This window comes from Dielma fastidiosa (genome assembly GCF_003475485.1).
GTDB lineage: Bacteria > Bacillota_I > Bacilli_A > Erysipelotrichales > Erysipelotrichaceae > Dielma > Dielma fastidiosa.
This window is the reverse complement of record NZ_QRQL01000002.1, coordinates 237,706-257,045: the sequence shown is the minus strand read 5'-3', so window position 1 is coordinate 257,045 and position 19,340 is coordinate 237,706. Positions and strand designations below refer to the sequence as shown.

Annotated in this window: 15 protein-coding genes; all 15 read left to right on the top strand. The window is 39.4% G+C overall.

Annotation, left to right across the window (positions count from 1 at the left end; translation table 11 throughout):
- Positions 1–136 precede the first annotated feature (136 nt).
- The 15 genes from DWZ33_RS05995 (at position 137) to DWZ33_RS05925 (ending at position 19,333) form a co-directional block, all read left to right on the top strand.
- On the top strand, positions 137–3,505 hold the full coding sequence (locus tag DWZ33_RS05995; RefSeq protein WP_118454165.1) for an MSCRAMM family protein: 3,369 nt from the start codon (positions 137–139) through the stop codon (positions 3,503–3,505).
- A gap of 191 nt (positions 3,506–3,696) precedes the next feature.
- The gene (locus tag DWZ33_RS05990) at positions 3,697–4,644 is read left to right on the top strand and encodes a transglutaminase-like domain-containing protein (RefSeq protein ID WP_022937171.1); all 948 of its coding nucleotides are present in this window, start codon (positions 3,697–3,699) and stop codon (positions 4,642–4,644) included.
- A gap of 15 nt (positions 4,645–4,659) precedes the next feature.
- Positions 4,660–5,709, top strand: a complete 1,050-nt coding sequence (locus tag DWZ33_RS05985; RefSeq protein WP_118454164.1) for a type II secretion system F family protein — start codon at positions 4,660–4,662, stop codon at positions 5,707–5,709.
- A gap of 1 nt (position 5,710) precedes the next feature.
- Positions 5,711–6,013 (top strand): hypothetical protein, encoded by a 303-nt coding sequence (locus tag DWZ33_RS05980; RefSeq protein ID WP_022937169.1) that lies wholly within the window; start codon positions 5,711–5,713, stop codon positions 6,011–6,013.
- Entirely contained in the window at positions 6,013–6,483 is a 471-nt protein-coding gene (locus DWZ33_RS05975; protein WP_118454163.1) for a DUF4860 domain-containing protein, read from the top strand. Before DWZ33_RS05980 ends, DWZ33_RS05975 begins: the two co-directional genes overlap by 1 nt.
- 1 nt (position 6,484) lies before the next feature.
- The gene (locus tag DWZ33_RS05970) at positions 6,485–6,853 is read left to right on the top strand and encodes a hypothetical protein (protein WP_022937167.1); all 369 of its coding nucleotides are present in this window, start codon (positions 6,485–6,487) and stop codon (positions 6,851–6,853) included.
- Positions 6,850–7,275, top strand: coding sequence for a hypothetical protein (locus tag DWZ33_RS05965; RefSeq protein ID WP_118454162.1), 426 nt, complete (start codon positions 6,850–6,852; stop codon positions 7,273–7,275). Before DWZ33_RS05970 ends, DWZ33_RS05965 begins: the two co-directional genes overlap by 4 nt.
- Before the next feature lies 1 nt (position 7,276).
- On the top strand, positions 7,277–8,335 hold the full coding sequence (locus DWZ33_RS05960) for a type IV pilus twitching motility protein PilT (protein WP_118454161.1): 1,059 nt from the start codon (positions 7,277–7,279) through the stop codon (positions 8,333–8,335).
- 116 nt (positions 8,336–8,451) lie between these two features.
- On the top strand, positions 8,452–9,648 hold the full coding sequence (locus tag DWZ33_RS05955) for a phosphoglycerate kinase (protein ID WP_022937164.1): 1,197 nt from the start codon (positions 8,452–8,454) through the stop codon (positions 9,646–9,648).
- Between the two features lie 2 nt (positions 9,649–9,650).
- The gene (tpiA, locus tag DWZ33_RS05950) at positions 9,651–10,394 is read left to right on the top strand and encodes a triose-phosphate isomerase (protein ID WP_118454160.1); all 744 of its coding nucleotides are present in this window, start codon (positions 9,651–9,653) and stop codon (positions 10,392–10,394) included.
- 400 nt (positions 10,395–10,794) lie between these two features.
- The gene (locus tag DWZ33_RS05945) at positions 10,795–15,201 is read left to right on the top strand and encodes an S-layer homology domain-containing protein (RefSeq protein ID WP_118454159.1); all 4,407 of its coding nucleotides are present in this window, start codon (positions 10,795–10,797) and stop codon (positions 15,199–15,201) included.
- A 232-nt stretch (positions 15,202–15,433) separates the two neighbouring features.
- Positions 15,434–16,636: an ABC transporter substrate-binding protein gene (locus DWZ33_RS05940; RefSeq protein WP_022937161.1), complete on the top strand. Its 1,203-nt coding sequence runs from the start codon at positions 15,434–15,436 to the stop codon at positions 16,634–16,636.
- An 81-nt stretch (positions 16,637–16,717) separates the two neighbouring features.
- Positions 16,718–17,596, top strand: a complete 879-nt coding sequence (locus DWZ33_RS05935; protein ID WP_022937160.1) for a branched-chain amino acid ABC transporter permease — start codon at positions 16,718–16,720, stop codon at positions 17,594–17,596.
- Positions 17,597–17,600: 4 nt separating this feature from the next.
- Positions 17,601–18,560: a branched-chain amino acid ABC transporter permease gene (locus DWZ33_RS05930; RefSeq protein ID WP_022937159.1), complete on the top strand. Its 960-nt coding sequence runs from the start codon at positions 17,601–17,603 to the stop codon at positions 18,558–18,560.
- Positions 18,557–19,333 carry an ABC transporter ATP-binding protein gene (locus DWZ33_RS05925; RefSeq protein WP_118454158.1) on the top strand — a complete coding sequence of 259 codons (777 nt, stop codon included), beginning with the start codon at positions 18,557–18,559 and terminating at the stop codon, positions 19,331–19,333. The genes DWZ33_RS05930 and DWZ33_RS05925 overlap by 4 nt, the downstream gene beginning before the upstream one ends.
- Positions 19,334–19,340: the final 7 nt, after the last annotated feature.

Below are 19,340 nucleotides of genomic sequence, written 5' to 3'. Positions count from 1 at the left end.
AAGAAACAATAAATATAAAAAAAGGAGGTATATCATGAAGCAGAACAGAATAACAAAAAGAATTTTAGCAGTTATGATGTCATTTCTCATGGCCTTCTCATCTATATAGGGTTATGTAAAAGCGGAAACTGAATCAATGAATACAGAAAATGAAGAAGAAGTAATAAATGTTAATGATTCAGAAGAAGAGTTAGACCCAGATTTTAATGTTGAATCAGAAGATGAGGAAGAGAGTAATAAAGATTTTGAAGATGAAATCATCGATGATTCAGCAACCAGCAGTGACACTGAAGAAAAAGAACCAGCTGCTACTGATACTGATGTCATTGATCCGGCAACCGGCAGTGATGCTGAGGCAAACACAGAAGAAATAATTACACCTGATACAGATATCGTATGGGAAGATGTAGAAGGTGCTCAGATTTATGGCTTGTTAGGAATGCAATATTACATGCGAAGCAATTTTGCGCTTTCAAATGGCGGCAATGATATTTCAGATATGATTGACGTACCATCGGCGAAGGCATCATTGAATGGTGTGACAATTCAGGAAGGAAATGATTATACCGTTAAGGGTGGTTCTACCTTTGAATTTAAATTTGAATGGCAGCCAGCCAGCGCAGATCAGACAATCCAGGCCAATGATTATTTCACAATAGATATCGCAACAATTTCTGGATTAAAGTACGACAGGCAAACTGATAGGGCGGCATTGCGAATCTCTGGTATTGAAGTCGGTAATTATTATTTAACGTATGTGAATAGTGAATTAAAGTTTCATATTGAATTCAATGAAAACATTGTATATTTTCAGGATATCAGCGGTTTCTTTAAAGGCAGTTCAACATTTAAAGATGTAACTGAAGCAACCGTAAATGAATTCTCTTTTATGGACAGATATGACGGTCAACTGACTGTTGAGAAAAAACCAGAAGTTGTAACTCCGCCAAGTACACCAAGCGGTACGGCGTGGAAGCCAAGCTTACCAAATAATTTTAATAAAGATGAAAAACCTTCATTAAAGAAAGATGTCAAATGGTTTGGCAATGATGCGCATCAAATTGAATATCGTGCAGGCTTTTTTGATTTAATTAAACAATATGAAGATGGAAATCCATTTGAAGGTCAAACTTATGAGAATGTGATTCTTGTTGATGAGTTAGATGCTAATCAGAAATATGTTAACGTCTACGGCAACGCACCTTTCTTTATTGAAATACCGATTTTCTATTACGGAACTAAAAATGCCGTTGGTTATCAAGGTACAAGCAATGAAGAGGTTGTGTTCAAATCTGGTACACAAGCTACTAATCAGCCTGGCATAGCAAGAAGTATTATAGATATTAATAGTGAAAATTTCCAGAATCTTACGAATAGTGATGGTGATGTAGCAGCATTAGTTGAACAGACACCAAGAAGCTGGGCAGTTATTACAACTGCGGCTAATACTCAACAGCTGATTATTAACTTTGGTAAGCTTGGATCATCAGAACCAAGTGAGGCTATCACAATGAATGATATAAATAGTGGTTGGAAACTGACTGACTATTATAAAACTTTGCAAAATAAGATAAAGACAGCTGAGAAAAACATTGAAGATTATAAAAATGATTCAAATTCACCATTGGCATTGCTTCGGACAAGATTAGTTAGTCTTAAGACTAATTATGAAAAAAAAGATTCATTGCTTACTTATCATGAGGAGCTTGATACATTTTTGAAAGCGGTTGAGGATTATATCAATGATCCTTCAATCTTAATAGTGCCGGTCTTAGACGCCAACATTCAAGGTATAGTACCTGATGCATCAGCTAATGTATTAGCGTCTTTGAATAATTATCGTAAAGATATCACTGTATACAACAATAACAAAGCTGCTTATATTCAAAAATGGCAGGATAGTCTTGATATTTATGAAAAAACGATAAAGTTTTATATCCCTGAAGAGATTCAGAATGATACAAATAAAAATGCAGATGCGCCAGTATATGGATTTATTATTAAATATCGTACTGAAGTTACAAATTTATCACAGGAAACCGTAACAAATAATGTTATGGTTAAGACGGGAACTGTGGAATATGAAAGCAGTATTATCGCAAAGCATAACTTCACAGCCGGTATCAAAGGTAATTATATTAATGGTGATGTTGTTTTAGTTAAAGCAGACAGTAAGTACGGATATAAAGAAGAGAATTTAGGTAATACGGCAGTTAAGGGTATGGCGGATGTCGAGTTTGAAGTTTATGAAATCGGATCTGATACACCACTGCAGTTAATGCGTGCTTCTGATGGACACTATGTTTATATCGCTGGAAACCATACAGGTGCTGCGAAATTTACACAGACTTTGATTACCGATGCTAACGGAGCTATTGCTATTAGTTCATTACCATCAATGGGTAATTACTATTTCAAAGAAGTAAGTAATCCAAATGGATATTATACTGGTCAAAATACAATGATTCCTTTCATGGTTGATAAAAATCAAATAACTTATAAGCTTGCGGAAAATGTTGCCCGTGCAATTACATTAAGAAAAGTTGACGGTGATACTAACGAAGCTTTAGAAAAAGTTGAATTTGCATTGTATGATCAAACGACTGGCAGTGAATTAACCGGCTTCACTAAATCTGAAGGGGCATATATCTATGACCAAAAAGGCAACGCAAAACTGCTTACTGATGCAAAGGGGTTGCTTCAGATTCGCAATCTTCCAGCTGGCAGCTTCTACTTAAAAGAAATTAAGCCTTTGGATGATTATAAGCCATTAGAAGATACAAGCAATTATTTCCCATTTGAGTTATCCTTAGGTTTGCCTGAGGATGGCGGTAAAATTATTGAAATCAACAATGGCAATGCAATCAAAAATTATAAAGAAGATGTTGAAGAACAGCTGTATGACCTAAAGGTTATTAAAAAGGGCAGTGATGATGCTGTACTGCCAACTGTAAAATTCGATTTATATACAGCTGCTGACAATCAATTAGTAGGCAGTTATGTAACAGATGCGGATGGTACATTTACAGTCAGCAATTTATCAGCCGGCAGTTATTACCTTGTTGAGACACAGGGAGCTGACGGATATGATTATGATTCAAGCATTCATTATAATGTAACACTTAGCGGTGATGAAACAGTGATTACTAAAACGATCATCAACGAAAAGAAGAAGGCACCGGTTGATCCAACTGATCCAACAGACCCAGTTGATCCAGGCAGACCTTCACGGCCTGATCCAGATAAACCAACGGTAGATATTCCTGAGGAGGATGTACCTCTAGGCCCTGGTGAAGAAATCGTCGATATTATTGATGAGGATGTACCTCTATCTGACGGCGGCGCCAATGCTTTTGTTGAAATAGAAGATGAAGAAGTACCGCTGGGGGCAGGTGTTGAAGTTCCAAATACAAAAGACAGTTTGTATTTTTGGATTCCAGTTCTGGCTCTGTCAGCTTTAGGCATTTTGCTGTTAAATGTATTGCGCAGAAAATGTGCAGAATAGAAATTGAAGGACAGGTCTAAGATCTTGTCCTTTTCTTTTTATGCAATCTAATTAAAACAATTCACAATACCTGCATATTATAAAAAGAGCATTGGCTGTGATAATTTTAATTGTTGTAAAATGATTGAAAAATGAACAGGATATTGTATAATTAAAATAAATGGTAAGGATAGAAGAAAGGACGGTCTGTGATGAAAGAATTTATGCAATTAAAAAAAGTAGGCGTCGTATTGCTTTCAGCGCTGCTAATGGCAGGCTGTACCTCAGGTAACATTGATAACACTGATCAAACGGTGGTAAATATCACTGATGAAGAAGTGCCGTTGTCAGGACGTGCAGGCAAGGTTGAAGTGCTTGTACCGACAGCTTCTAATCAGTCAGTAAAGAAAAATGATTATGCATTGCTGGATTATTCAAATAGTTCTCAGGGATATGTAATGCTTAAATATCTGAAAGCAGTTGATAAGAAAATTAAAGTTCAGGTAAGCTTGAATGAAGGAACGGTATATACTTATAATTTGAATTCCAGATCTGAATATGAGGTTTTCCCGTTAACGCAGGGAGATGGCTCGTATAAGATTCAGGTGTTTGAAAATATATCGGGTACTAAATATATTCAGGTTTTTTCAGAGACGGTCGATGTGAAGCTTACAGATGAATTTTCTCCATTCCTTTATCCAAATCAGTATGTAAATTTCTCAGCTTCAAGTGAGGCGGTTAAGCTTTCTAATACAATGAATAAACAGGCGGTAACTGATCTTGATGTAATTAAGAATGTATTTGATTATGTAACAGATACGATCAGTTATGACTATGATAAAGCTAAAACAGTTCAATCTGGTTATCTGCCTGATGTGGATAAGGTCTTAAAAGATAAAACCGGCATCTGTTTTGATTATGCGGCTTTAATGACAGCTATGCTGCGCAGTCAGGGCATTCCAACTAAACTGGTAATTGGTTACAATAAGGATGTTTATCATGCATGGATTTCTGCCTATACGAAGGATAATGGCTGGATTGACAGTGTAATTAGTTTTGATGGTAATAAGTGGACGATGATGGACCCAACTACGGCTTCTACCATCGGTAAAAATAAGCCGATTGACCCAAATAATTATCAGGGTAAATATACTTACTAGGAGGGTGGTGCTGCTATGCAGTCACAATGCAGGCTTAGTTCTGAGCGGCTGGCAGTTTTCTGCCTTGAAATGGGGATGCTGGTGCGTTCAGGAGTAGATTTGTCAGCGGCATTAAATGCATTAGGGGCTGATGCCGCATCATCACTTGAACGTGATTTATATCAGTCAATTCATCAACAAATGGAAGCGGGTGCTTCCTTTTCTGAGGCACTGGCAGCAGCCGGTGCTTTTCCTGATACGTTGGTATGGATGATTCAGCTCGGTGTTGAGAGCGGTGATTTGAGTCTGATTTTAGATTCAATGTATGATTATTATACGCGTGAAGCTGAATTGGAAAAAGAAATAAAAAATGCCTGTGTGTATCCGCTGATCATGCTGGCGATTATGACGGCTGTATTATTCTTAGTCGTATATAAGGTTCTGCCAGTATTTAACGGTGTATTTCTACAAATGGGAATCAGCTCACCGGCTTGGCTTGTACTCTTGATGGAGATCTTCCATGTCGTTGTTAGCCTGCTGATCATTTTGTGTGTGCTTTTAGGAGCTGGATTGCTCATTGTGGGTTTTGAATCAAAAATGGGCGGCAGACAGCTATTGACCTCATGGATCAAACGAGTTTTTATCCGGTCAAAAATTAATAAATGGTCGGATATCGGTCGTTTTTATTCTATTATGGAGCTGTGTGTACGCTGTGGCTTACCAATGGAAAAGGCATTTACTTTTATGCTGCAGCTGATTACGCATCCTCAGCTTCAAGAGAAAGTGAAGCAGTGCCAGATTGAGTACAGTCAGGGTAAATCAATCAGTGATTGTGTTGATGAAATGCAGCTGCTTACGCATGCGGAAAGCTGTCTGCTGCATCTGGGTGAACAGAGCGGTGAGGCGGCAATGGTATATCGCCGGATTTCTGACACATATATGAAAAAAGCAGAAGAAAAGATTAATGAGACAGTGAATCTGCTTGAACCATTGCTGGTTGGCCTTATGTGTTTCATGGCAGGGTCAATTTTGATTGCTTTAATGCTGCCGCTGATGAATGCCATGCTTGTAATAGGCGGTGCTTAAGATGTTTTCTAAAAGAGTGATGCTGGCTGTTGCTTCCGCATGTTTAATCATTGGTTTATTTGGATTTGAATTTAACATGTTTTCTAAGCAGCAGAAAGCTGAGAGTAAGCAAAATCTGATTCATTCACTAAATGACGCGGCAATCCACTGTTATGCGGTAGAAGGAAGATTTCCGCCGTCTCTGGATTATTTGTGTGAAACATATGGCATTTATTATGATCATGAGGCTTATACTGTTTTTTATGAAATATTTGCCTCAAACATGATGCCGGATATTACCGTGATTGACCGGGAGGCACAATAATGAAAAAGCAGCGAACCAGTACACAGTTTATGTCTCTGCTTTTGTATTGCCTTTTTGCGGTGTGCGCGTGTCTGATGGTTGCGTTAAGCGCTCAGGCATATCAGCAGCTGCAGAAAAACAGACAGAATGATTTAAATACAATGAATGTATTTTCTTATATTAATAATAAATTAAGGGAAAATGATGTTGAAAAGGGAGTTACTGTTTTAAATATTGATCAATGCAGCGTACTCAAGCTGACAAGTGTTGAAGGTGATTTTGAAACAGCGACATATATTTATAGCAAAGACGGCATGCTTTATGAAATATATGCGGCAGCTGATATTGAAGTAAGTCTTGATGACGGACAGCCTTTGCTGGCGTGCAGTCAGCTGTCTTTTGAATTATCTGAGTCATCGGTGATTATTTATTATGAAACCGCGGATCAGAATGTGCAGACAATGACTAAATATTTAAGGGCAGGTGAATGAGATGCGGAAATTCCTGCGTGAACATCTGCAGCTGATGGAGCTGCTCATTTGTATCTTATTTTTTATGGCTGGTTCATTGATGGCCGTTTCACTGTTTCTCCGTGCCTCACAAGTTGAGAAGCAGAGTCAGGAATTGCAGTCAGCGGTAAATGCAGCCCAACAACAGGCAGAGCTATTAAGAATCAGCGATGAGTTAACTGAACCGCATCTTTATTATGATGCAGGCTGGCAGCCATGCGATGCCGATGATGCAGTGTATCGGCTGGATATTAGTTCACAGCGTGAGCATGTCTTGTCTTTATCGGTATATCGGCTGACCCATGAGGAAGCTGAATTAATTTATTCAATGGAGACAGGGGGACGGTTATGAAAAAGCATCGCATTACCCTTGTTGGCAGTTCATGTCTGCTGTTGGTATTTACAATTTTGATTTTAGATGTAATGGCGATGTCGGCTTATCTGAATGCTGTCAGTGATCAGCGTATGAGTCAGCGTTACGCGGCATCCATCAGTGCTTACTACGCGGCAGATGCCAAGGCGTCTGAGCTGTATCAGCAAATCATCAAAGAAACTCAAGCGCTGCCAGAGGCATGCGGTCTGCTGCAGAATCAGGGAATTGAGTGTCAGGCTGATGATGAAAGCTTGACATATTATATCGATATTGACGCGTCACGGCTGTTGAAGGCACAAGTCAAAATGGAGCTTACAGATAAACGGATCATCGGCTGGCAGGTCATCGTTAAGGATGAAGAGCTGGATCAGGATTATCCGCTTTGGCAAGGAGAGAATTAATATGGAACTTATTGATATTTTAACAGCGGCAGTTAATCAGGGGGCTTCAGATATTTTCTGTGTAGCCGGTTCACAAATCAGATTAAAAATCAGTGAACAAATGGTTATATACAGTGATGAATTGCTGAAAGCATCGGATTGTTCGGAATTAGTTAAGATAGTGTATCAGTTGGCAGACCGTAACCTTAATCTATTATTTGAAAAGCAGGAGGATGATTTTTCCTTTTCCTTATCAAATTTGGCTCGTTTCCGCATTAATGCTTATCTGCAGCGTGGTTCACAGGCTTTGGTTATTCGTGTCATTCGATATAACTTACCAGATTATCGTGAAATAGGTATCCCTGAGCGAGTTATGGAGCTTACTCAGCTGCATAAGGGGCTGGTGCTGATTACAGGAACCGCTGGCAGCGGCAAATCGACTACCTTAGCTTGTATGATTGATGCTATCAATGCTCAGCGCAGCGGTCACATCATCACCCTTGAAGATCCTATTGAATATTTGCATCATCATAAAAAAAGCCTTGTCAGTCAGCGTGAAATTGGTGTTGATACAGGCAATTACGCTTCAGCATTGGCAGCGGCTATGAGGCAGGCTCCAGATGTGATTCTGCTTGGTGAAATGCGTGATTATGAAACGATTAAATACGCAATGACAGCAGCTGAGACCGGACATTTAATTTTCTCAACTTTGCATACCTTTGGAGCTGTTAATGCCATTGACCGCATCATTGATGTATTTCCGCCTCAGCAGCAAGCACAGATACGCGTTCAGCTTTCCATGTCCTTAAAGGCAATCATCTCACAGCAGCTGATTCCTTGCCTTCAAGGCGGAGTCATTCCAGTATTTGAAATCCTGCCGATCAATACAGCAGTCGCAAACTTAATTCGTGATGGCCGTACTAATCAAATTCAGACAATTCTGACATCAGCGGGCACAGCCAATGGCGGTACGATGGACAGTAATCTATATCAATATTACAAAGCGGGAAAAATCAGTCTTGAGGACTGTCTGCGCTGCTGTGAAAATATCGATCAGATGAAAAAGCGGATTGGTGAATAATCCAAGGGTATTTCACTTAAATTATCTTGTGATTGAATTGACATATTGATTTTACTTATTGCCCGGTAGGTGGGTTAGTGTTATAATAAGCGTGTAAATTAAGGAGGATTTTTGTTATGGCAAAAAGAACTGTAAGAGATTTAGATGTTGCAGGCAAACGCGTAATCGTTCGTGTCGATTTCAACGTACCTAGAAAAGACGGCGTGATTACAAACGACAACCGAATCGTTCAAGCATTACCTACAATCAAGTATCTAGTTGAAAATAAGGCAAGAGTCATTTTGATGTCTCACTTAGGCAAAGTAGATCATAAAGATCCTGAAAAATGCGAAGCTGACAAGAAGAAAAACAACATGGAAGTTGTGGGCAAGCGCCTTGCGGAATTAGTTGATACAAAGGTTACTTTTGTACCAGTTACCCGCGGTGAAGAATTAGAAAAAGCAGTTGCTGATCTGAAAGACGGCGAAATCGTATTGATGCAGAATACCCGTTATGAAAAGGGTGAAAGCAAGAATGATCCTGAATTAGCTAAATATTGGGCTTCATTAGGTGATTTATTTGTTGAAGATGCATTTGGTTCAGTTCACCGTGCCCATGCGTCTACGGCAGGTATTCCTTCAATTCTGCCATCAGCATTAGGTTTCTTAGTAGAAAAAGAAGTTAAAATGCTGGGTGCTGCTGTTGATACACCAGTACATCCTTTCGTTGCTATCATCGGCGGTGCAAAAGTATCTGATAAGATCGCTGTTGTTGACAACCTGCTGAAAATCGCTGATAAAGTTATCATCGGCGGCGGTATGGCTTATACTTTCTTAAAGGCTCAGGGTCTTGAAGTTGGTAAATCATTAGTTGAAGAAGATAAGATTGAATTAGCAAAAGAATACTTGGCTAAGGGCGGAGATAAGCTGGTTCTGCCAGTTGACCACGTATGCGCAGATGCATTTGCTGAAGATGCAAATACAAAGGTTGCTGATAATGATGCAATCCCTGCAGATATGATGGGTCTGGATATCGGTCCTAAGACAATTGCGCTTTATAAAGAAACACTGGCTGGTGCTAAGACTGTTGTATGGAATGGCCCAATGGGTGTATTTGAAATGAAACCATTTGCTAAAGGTACATTAGAAGTATGTACAGCAATCTCTGAATTACCTGGCGCTACAACTGTAATCGGCGGCGGTGATTCTGCGGCAGCTGCTATCCAATTGGGATTTGCTGAAAAATTCTCACACATCTCTACTGGCGGCGGTGCATCACTTGAATATATGGAAGGAAAAGAATTACCGGGTATTGCGGTAATCGCGGAAGCTTAATTATGAGAAAACCTATTATTGTCGGAAACTGGAAGATGAATAAAACAATCGCGGAAGCAGTTGAATTCATCAATGCCGTTGATCCTTTTTGCCATGATGGCGCTACATATGGTGTAGCAACTTCATTCCTTGCGTTGAACGACGCTAACAAAGCAGCTAAAAACTTAATCGTTGCTGCTGAAAACTGCCACTTTGAAGACAATGGTGCATTCACTGGTGAAGTTTCAGTTCCTATGCTGGAAGAAATCGGTGTTAAATACTGCATCATCGGTCACTCAGAACGTCGTCAAATGTTTGGCGATACTGATGAAACAGTAAATAAAAAAGCTAAGAGACTGATTAAAGCTGATATTACACCTATCGTTTGTATCGGTGAAACAGAAGCTCAGTTTGATGCTGGTGAAACTGAAAAAGTTATCCGTGATCAATTAACTGGCAGTTTAGCTGATTTATGCCCTAAATGTGTAGAAAATCTGGTAATTGCTTATGAACCAATCTGGGCTATCGGCACAGGTAAATCAGCAACTAAAGAAATCGCTCAAAACTGCTGTCACATCGTGCGTGATCAAGTAGCTAAAATGTATGGCGATGAATGTGCTTCTAAAGTACGTATTCAATATGGCGGTTCAGTTAAACCTGAAAACATTAAAGAATACATGGCAATGGAAGACATCGATGGTGCATTAATCGGCGGTGCTTCATTAAAGGTTGATTCATTTAAAGAATTAATTGAAAAAACTCGCTAATTGAAATACTTAAAGGATCGTGAAAACTCATGATCCTTTTTTTGCGGCCTTAAATGGCTCACTTAACATGATTAGCTTATGTAAAATTAGTCTATTATAATTCTTAACCAAACTATTTAGGAAGATAAATGTCCCACTTAGGAAGAGTTCATTTTTAAACAATACGTCTTTTGTTAAAATTTACATAAAGTGGTGTATCTAAAGTAAATATCATAATCGGCAGGCAGAACCGGCAATTAAATTGCAGCGGTGAAACATTAAAATTGATTCAGATTAAAGGAGGGGTTAGAGTAGCATTGTTCACTGATTGTTGATGGTTTCTGTTAGTGCGGAATGATTTTTCACACCCTTGCAAAAAGGCGTAAATCCTTAAAAAACTATTCTGTGAGGAGGCTCTGATATGTTTGAAAAAATAGTAGATATGTTTATCAGCTTTGGACAGCGGCATAAGCGGCTGCGTTTTATGGCTGTCATTGTGTTGTTTTTAGTATGTTGTGGGAATACCCTATACACTTATGTTCAGGGAATTCAGAAAAAATTAAGGGAAAGCTTTTTAATTAAAGAAAGGGAGGAGATATCAATTATCAATCGAAGAAGCTATCGTTTAACGGCAGCAGCATTAAGTCTCTGTATGTGTTTGAGTCTGATGCCAACGGTATTAGCTAATCAAGAGGAATTGCCTTTAGACCAAGATAACACTTCAGAAACAGAGTTAGCCGAATCTAATCGGGGGGGGGGTATTAATCCCTTAGAAAATACTGAAAATGGTTTACATACAGTATCAACAGCTTATGAAGATGCGGTATCACGCTTCATGGCATTGCCTGCAAGTGAAAGTATTGCAGAGATAACGTCAGAGGAAGAAATCAATGTTATACTCAAACAAATTGATGCAGCTATGACAGCCTTTGAGGCTTTAAGTGAGGAAGAAGCAAAACAATTTAGTGAGGAGCACAGCGATCTGCTTATGGCTGTCACTTCGCTGAATGAAGCAATTATTGGTACGCGTCCGGTAATATTGAACGAGAATGAAATTGCTGTTAATAATGCTGAGGGATTTCAATCAGCAATTTCATCAGCAAATGATGGAGATACGTTAAAGCTTACGCAAGATATTGATCTTGGGAATATAAGTATTGTAATTAACAAACCATTGATTATTGATTTAAATGGACAGACGATCTCTCAGAGCAGGGGTAATACAATCACATTTTCTGCTGATTCAACGCTAACTATCACTGATACAGCCACAGGCGGAAAAATAACTTCAACCGGAGCTTCAGGACGGGCTGTTTATAATGGAGGCTCAGGTACTATTTTAATAGAGGGTGGTACATTAGAAGCAACAGGCGACAGCAGCAGAGTTATTTACAACAGCAGCACTGGCACTATAATAATTAATGGAGGTATAGTGTCATCAAATGCTCAATATGAAGGCATAGCGGTCTATAATTATGATGATGGTGAAATTGAAGTAAATGGCGGTACAGTAGAAAATCTTTCTACGATGGGGCCAACTGCAATCTATAATTATGCTGATGGCAAAGTCACTGTTACAGGCGGCAAGGTTGAATCAAAGGGTAATCCAACTAGCGCGATTTATAACCACTCCAACGGAAGTATTAAAGTATCCGGCGGGGAAGTAATTACGACAGATGGAATCAGTAGTTATACAATCACTAATTATTCTTCAGGTTCAGTAGAAATCAGCGGCGGCATTATTTCGGCTTTGAAGGGTACTGCAATTCTTAATTCAACAGATGGCAATATTAAAATTTCAAGTGGTACAGTATCAGCAAGTGCTGGTTATGCAATTTACAATGGATCTCTTGGTACGGTTAATATCAGCGGCGGTACAGTATCAGCCAATATAAAACATACAATCTATAATGTTTCTACCGGTAAAATAACTATCAGCGATGTGGCAAAAGTTACCAATGCTTCTAATGGCAGCAGTGCGATTTATCTTAATGCCGTGCCGTCACCAGCGGCAATAATTCTTGAAGTAAATGGTGGTACAGTAGAAAATACATCAGTTCCTCAAGGCTACTCAGTATATTTCAATACAAATGGCACAGGGGTAACCTATGATAATCTAAATAATTATTATAATAAAACAAGTGGTACAGTTGGCAAGGTTTTCCCAACTCAACAAATTGCTGGTGCTGTTGACGTTATTTCGAGTGAAGGTCTTATAAAAGATTCTTATGCTAGTCTTGCTGATGCGATTGAAAATGCAAATTCCGGCGATACGTTAAAAATTAATTCAAACATTGATCTTGGCAACGCTGGCGTAACGATTTCTGGCAAGACCCTTACAATTGATTTAAACGGACAAACCGTAGCTAGCAGTGGGGGAATCTCTGCAATTCAACTTGAAAATAATGCGAATCTTACAATGACAGATAACACTACAAACAAGACAGGCATGTTAATGACTACATCGAGTGGTACTGCTTCTATTTATAATACTTCTAATGGAAGTATTGTTATAAATGGTGGTACGGTCTTAACGACAGCATCAGGCTATGGAATCATTAATGTCTCAGGTACAATTGTAGTAAATGGTGGTACTGTTTGGGCAAAGACTAGCGGTGGTTATGCAATCTTTGACTTGTCATCTAATGATATCGAGATTAACGGTGGTACAATAAATGGCAACTTACAGCCTTCAATATCTCCGGCAATTGTCTCAGTGAGCGTTTTACCTGAGACTGTAAGATTAAAAGCTGGTAAAACACAACAATTTAATGCTCTTGTCAGCAGTATAAATAAACCTAATTTAGCGGTGACTTGGTCTGTTTCCGGCAGCACGAATCCCGGTACAACGATCAGTAATACTGGCCTTTTAACCATTGCAGAAGATGAGACTGCATCAACACTGACCGTAAAAGCCACCTCAAATGCCGATTCAAGTAAATCTGGCAGCGCAAAAGTGACAATTCCACCTGATACTACTGCACTTGATACGGCAATTACCGCAGCAATTCAAGCAAAGAATAACGTAACTGTCAGCAATCAGCCTGCTTCGTCGGTTTCAAGTGGTACTAAGTTTGTCACAACAGCTGAAATGAAGGCACTCACCGATGCAATTAGCGAAGCTGAGGATGCAATAGACACAGTGACAACTTTATCAGAAGTTCAAGATGCGATAGATGCGCTGAACACGGCTGTTGATACTTTTAAGGCGGCAATTAAAACAGGAACCCATACTACATCGAGCGGCGGCAGCAGACCTTCAAGCAAACCATCCACAGATGAAACACCAAGCACCATTACAGAAGGTGAGATTAAGGTGGAAGGTAATGTTGACGAGAGCGGCAATACAATTGTTACACTCCCTGAACAGATTATTAAAGATGCTGTAAAACAAGCTGAAGCAGAAGCAAAGGAAAATGGCGATCCAAAAAGCGGTATCTCGCTTGTGATACATGTTGATACCAATAATTTGACAGGCAGCGGTGTTACTGTCAATTTACCTAAGGTTACGCAGGAAACGATAATTAATAAAAAAATTGTGAATACTGTGCTTGTATTAGATAATCCGGATATTCAGATAGATATGAATCTAGTGGCAATAAAAGAAATTTATCGTCAGGCAAAGGCAGATGTGAATATTACTGTTGTCAAACAAGATAATAATAAGCTCACAGCCAGTATTAAGCATTTAATTGGTGAGCGTCCGGTATTTAGTTTGACTGCTTCATATGGCAGCAAACGTGTGTCAGATTTTGGTACTGGCTTGGTTTCAGTTACTATACCGTATACTTTACAAGCTGGCGAAAAAGCAAGTGATTTATTTGCTGTATATATTGATGAAGTGGAGAATGCGGCGGCAATTGCAAATTCTGTATATGATGCAGAAAATAAACTATTGCGTTTCACTACCAATCATTTCTCATTATATGGAGTGGGTTATAATGCAGCGGCTAACTTTAATGATATCTTAAATCATTGGGCCAAGGATGACATTCAGTTTATGGTGAACCGCGGTTTATTAGCGGGCACGAATGATGTTAGCTTTAGTCCTGATGCCGCTGTAAGCAGGGGAACACTTGCTGCTATATTGGGCAGAATGGCTAATGCGGATATCAGCGGTTATACAAAGAGCAGTTTTACCGATGTAAAGAAGGATGCCTATTACATGGGTTATGTGGAATGGGTAAATACAAAAGATATAATGAACGGTAAAACATCAGCTGCCTTTGCTCCTGATTCAGCAATAACCCGTGAAGAAATGGCATTGATCTTATTCAATTACACGAAGGCAATGAAAATGAATTTACCAGCTATCTATGCTGAAAATATCTTCGCTGATGCTTCAAAAATTTCTGCTGAGGCAGCAGATGCAGTAAAGCAGCTGCAGATGGCCGGTATCCTGGCTGGTAAATCAGAGAATAGGTTTGATCCGCAGGGAATCGTGACTAGAGCTGAAGTATCCGCTATAATTCATCGTTTTATTAAGCTGACAATGAATGGAACGCTTGATCAGGGCTGGACTCAAAATGATGCCGGTCAGTGGATGTACTTTGAAAACGGTGCTGCTGTAAAAAATCAGATTAAGAACATTGATGGAAAAGACTACAAGTTTGATATTTTTGGTATAGCAACAGACATATCAGCTTCAAAACCACAGGCAGATACACCTGAAAAGAATAAAGAGACATATACAGTTAAATCTGGTGATTGTTTCTGGAGTATCGCAAGAATGTTTAATGTGGATATGTATACATTGGCTGTTAGCAATGGAAAAACACTTTCAGCCATAATTTATCCAGGCGAAATTTTGATTATCCCCCAACAATAATAAGCAGAAAAGATTTTTATAGGAAGGTGTCATAGCACTTATGCCCTTCCTTTTTACTGGCTTTAAGTATTATTTCAGCATGGATGTTCGAAAATAGAACGAAAAATGACGCTGCTTGCTATGAAAACATGAAAATTATCAAAAAAATATGTAAAAAGATGTAATAAGCTATTGAAAAAAACTGAAAATGTAATATACTAATAACTATCAAATGACAAAGGAGATAGTTCATATGAAAAAATTAATGAAAGTGTTTGCCGTTGCCTGCCTTTCCGCAATGACATTAACGGCATGCAGTAATGACTCTGGTTCCGGTACTCCGGATACACCTAACGATTCCGGTACCGCAGGTACTGATGCAGTCAAGATTGGTCTGCACTATGAATTGACTGGCGATGTTGCTGATTACGGCACAGCTGAAAGCAAGGGTTCTCATCTTGCAATCAAATTGGCCAATGAAGCAGCCGGCAGTGATAAGTATGTAGCTGTTGAATATGATGACAAGTCAGATCCGACTGAATCTGTCAGCTTGTCTACAAAGCTTGTATCAGACGGCGTTGCTGGCGTGGTAGGTCCTGCGACTTCTGGTGCATCTGCAGCTAGTTATCCGATTTTGAATGATGCGAAAGTGCCGGTAATTTCACCAAGCGCTACCGCTAATAATCAAACATTAGTTAATCCTGATGATCCTACATCAGCTGTATATGATTATGTATTCCGTGTTTGCTTTGAAGATTCTTATCAGGGTGCTGCTATGGCTCAATATGCTGTTGATAACCTGTCAGCTCAGAAAGCAGCAATTTATGGTTCATCTTCAAGTGATTACGCTTTAGGTTTAAAAGAAGCCTTTACAGAACAATTTGAAAAACTTGGTGGTACAATTGTTGCCAGTGAATCTTATCAGGATAAAGATACTGATTTCTCTTCTGTTTTAACTACATTAGCTTCTAAAGAATTTGACGTATTATACATCCCGGGTTATTATAATGAAGCTGGGCTGATCATCAAACAAGCAAGAGATATGGGCATTAATGTTCCAATTATCGGTGCTGATGGTTTTGACTCAACGACTTTAGTAGAATTAGCAGGTGCATCTGCACTGAATGATGTTTTCTTTACAACTGCTTATACAACAGTTGGCGCTTCTGATAAATTACAGGCATTCATCGATGCATTTAAAGCTGAATATGGTGAAGAACCGGCAATGTTTGCAGCGCTTGCCTTTGATGCTACTAATCTTTTGATCCAAGCAATTGAAACAGCCGGCTCAACTGATACTGCAGCAATTCAAAAAGCATTGACTGAAGTTAATTTCTCAGGTGTTACTGGTGACTTTACATTTGATGAAACACATACTCCAATTAAATCAGTATTAGTTGTTGAACTGGTTGACGGCGTTCAATCTACAGCTGTATCTGTCAGTCCTACTGAATAAGATCATCTTAAAGTGAAAATTCGCTGAATAGGAGAAAGAAATCTTTCTCCTATTTTACCAATTTTAAAGGGAGGTAGAATCATGACAGTATTTTTCCAACAATTGATTAACGGACTGTCGCTGGGAAGTATCTATGCGCTGATCGCATTAGGATATACGATGGTTTATGGAATTATTAAATTAATCAACTTTGCTCATGGCGATATTTATATGCTGGGAGCTTACATCGGATTTATGGCCATTACGGTACTAGGAGTAGGTTTCTTTCCGGCACTGCTTATCGCAATGGTTGGCTGCGCTATTTTAGGTGTAGTTATTGAACGCATCGCTTATAAGCCGCTGCGTAATGCAACTAGAATCGCGGCGCTGATTACCGCTATTGGTGTTTCCTATTTCATCGAGGCGATGACACAGCGGTTTATGGGTACTAATGTACGTGCTTTTCCTAATGTGCTGAGTACAGAAGTCATTCAGTTTGCGGGACTGCGCATTTCTTATCAACAGATTTATATCTTTGTTACAACGATCGTATTGATGCTGATTCTGCAGACGATTGTTAAGAAGACAAAGGTTGGCCGTGCGATGCGCGCGGTATCGGTTGATGCGGATGCAGCTCGTTTAATGGGTATTAATGTTGACGCGACAATATCCTACACTTTTGCAATCGGGTCAGCACTTGCCGGCGCGGCAGGTGTATTAGTTGGTATTTATTATAATTCCATCAATCCATTAATGGGTATGGTACCAGGTGTAAAAGCTTTTATCGCGGCGGTATTTGGCGGTATCGGCATTGTTCCGGGCGCGATGTTCGGCGGTTTCTTTATCGGTATCGCGGAAGCGTTGGTCAGCGGTTACGGCGGTTCTCTGTATAAAGACGCCGTTGTATATATCATTTTAATTGTTATCCTGATTATTAAGCCGGCAGGTCTGCTTGGTAAGAATGTAAAGGAAAAGGTATAAGCTTATGAAAAAAATGTTTAATAAATATAACTTATGCTGGATTCTGAGTATGATTGGTTCCTATGTATTGCTTAGTGTATTAATGTCTGCGGGAATCATTGATTCTGTATATCAGACCGTTGTTACAACGATCATCATTAATATCATTCTGGCCACCTCATTGAATTTAATCATTGGTATTACCGGACAGTTCTCATTAGGTCATGCTGGTTTTATGTGTATCGGTGCATATAGTGCCGGTGTTATGGTAAAACAGATGCCTTCAATGACTGGTTTTATGCTGGGAATTCTGATTGGTGTAATTATCAGTGCTATTGTAGCGATGATTGTAGCGATTCCAACTCTGCGGTTAAAGGGTGACTATTTAGCAATTGCCACTTTAGGCTTTGGTGAAATCATCCGTATCGTTGTGCTGAATATGAAAATCACAAATGGCGCGGCGGGTTTAGTATTACCTAAGATGCTGAACTTTCCGTTTATGTATGGAGTGCTGATGCTTTGCTTGATTGTGATTATCAACTTTGTACGCAGTGCGCCGGGGCGTGCCTGTATTTCAGTGCGTGAGGATGAAATCGCATCAGAAGCAATGGGTATCAATACAACTAAATATAAGGTTTACGCATTTATTATCGGCGCGGTGATCGCTTCAATAGCCGGCGCGATGTATGCGGGTAATTTCTATGTAATTAAACCGGAAATGTTTACCTTTAATAAATCAATTGATATACTTGTAATGGTAGTATTTGGCGGTATGGGCAGTATGACTGGATCAGTGATTGCGGCAATTGTTATTGGACTGCTGAATTCATTCCTGCAGAACTTCTCAAGTGTGCGGATGATTGTTTATGGCATTGCTTTAGTCTGCATTATGATCTTCAGACCTAGCGGCTTGCTGGGCACCAAAGAATTTACTTTCTCCGGAATTGGCAATTTCTTTAAGAAGAGAAAGGAGGTTAAAAAATGAATGTTTTAAAAGTGAGCGGACTGACTAAAAATTTTGGCGGTCTATGCGCGGTATCCAATGTTAACATGGAACTGAATGAACGAGAATTAATTGGTTTGATTGGTCCTAACGGCGCTGGTAAAACGACATTGTTTAACCTATTAACAGGTGTTTATGAACCAAGCAGCGGTAAAATTGAATTGAATGTCGATGGTAAAATGAAAAGTATCGGCGGCTTAAAACCTTATGTTGTAACAGCGATGGGCCTAGCCCGTACATTTCAGAATATCCGTCTGTTTAAAAGTCAAAGCGTTTTGGATAATGTAAAGATTGCGATGCATAAAAATATTAAATATGGCACCGCGGCGGCGATTCTTCGTCTGCCTAAATTCTATGCTGAGGAAGAGCGTGTTCAGCGCGAGGCTGAGGAATTGCTGAAGGTAGTTCATCTATATGATAAAAAGGATGAACTGGCTAAGAATCTGCCTTATGGCGAACAGCGCCGTCTTGAAATTGCCCGTGCGCTGGCAACCTCACCTAAAATCTTATTCCTGGATGAACCGGCTGCCGGTATGAATCCGCAGGAAACTGCTGAATTGACAGAATTGATTCATAAAATCAAAGAGGATTTTAATTTAACCGTTATTCTGATTGAACATGATATGTCCTTAGTTATGACTATTTGTGAACGTATCTATGTTCTGGACTATGGCAAGCTGATTGCTCATGGCAATCCTGAAGAAATTAAAAACAACCCTCGCGTAATTGAAGCTTATCTGGGGGAGGAGATTTAATATGGCT

Coding starts and splice junctions, on each gene's coding strand:
- DWZ33_RS05970 (WP_022937167.1), top strand. CDS start 6,485: ATGCGGAAATTCCTGCGTGAACATCTGCAGCTGATGGAGCTGCTCATT.
- DWZ33_RS05925 (WP_118454158.1), top strand. CDS start 18,557: ATGAATGTTTTAAAAGTGAGCGGACTGACTAAAAATTTTGGCGGTCTA.
- DWZ33_RS05935 (WP_022937160.1), top strand. CDS start 16,718: ATGACAGTATTTTTCCAACAATTGATTAACGGACTGTCGCTGGGAAGT.
- DWZ33_RS05995 (WP_118454165.1), top strand. CDS start 137: ATGAATACAGAAAATGAAGAAGAAGTAATAAATGTTAATGATTCAGAA.
- DWZ33_RS05965 (WP_118454162.1), top strand. CDS start 6,850: ATGAAAAAGCATCGCATTACCCTTGTTGGCAGTTCATGTCTGCTGTTG.
- DWZ33_RS05960 (WP_118454161.1), top strand. CDS start 7,277: ATGGAACTTATTGATATTTTAACAGCGGCAGTTAATCAGGGGGCTTCA.
- DWZ33_RS05980 (WP_022937169.1), top strand. CDS start 5,711: ATGTTTTCTAAAAGAGTGATGCTGGCTGTTGCTTCCGCATGTTTAATC.
- DWZ33_RS05940 (WP_022937161.1), top strand. CDS start 15,434: ATGAAAAAATTAATGAAAGTGTTTGCCGTTGCCTGCCTTTCCGCAATG.
- DWZ33_RS05990 (WP_022937171.1), top strand. CDS start 3,697: ATGAAAGAATTTATGCAATTAAAAAAAGTAGGCGTCGTATTGCTTTCA.
- DWZ33_RS05975 (WP_118454163.1), top strand. CDS start 6,013: ATGAAAAAGCAGCGAACCAGTACACAGTTTATGTCTCTGCTTTTGTAT.
- DWZ33_RS05985 (WP_118454164.1), top strand. CDS start 4,660: ATGCAGTCACAATGCAGGCTTAGTTCTGAGCGGCTGGCAGTTTTCTGC.
- tpiA (WP_118454160.1), top strand. CDS start 9,651: ATGAGAAAACCTATTATTGTCGGAAACTGGAAGATGAATAAAACAATC.
- DWZ33_RS05955 (WP_022937164.1), top strand. CDS start 8,452: ATGGCAAAAAGAACTGTAAGAGATTTAGATGTTGCAGGCAAACGCGTA.
- DWZ33_RS05945 (WP_118454159.1), top strand. CDS start 10,795: ATGTTTGAAAAAATAGTAGATATGTTTATCAGCTTTGGACAGCGGCAT.
- DWZ33_RS05930 (WP_022937159.1), top strand. CDS start 17,601: ATGAAAAAAATGTTTAATAAATATAACTTATGCTGGATTCTGAGTATG.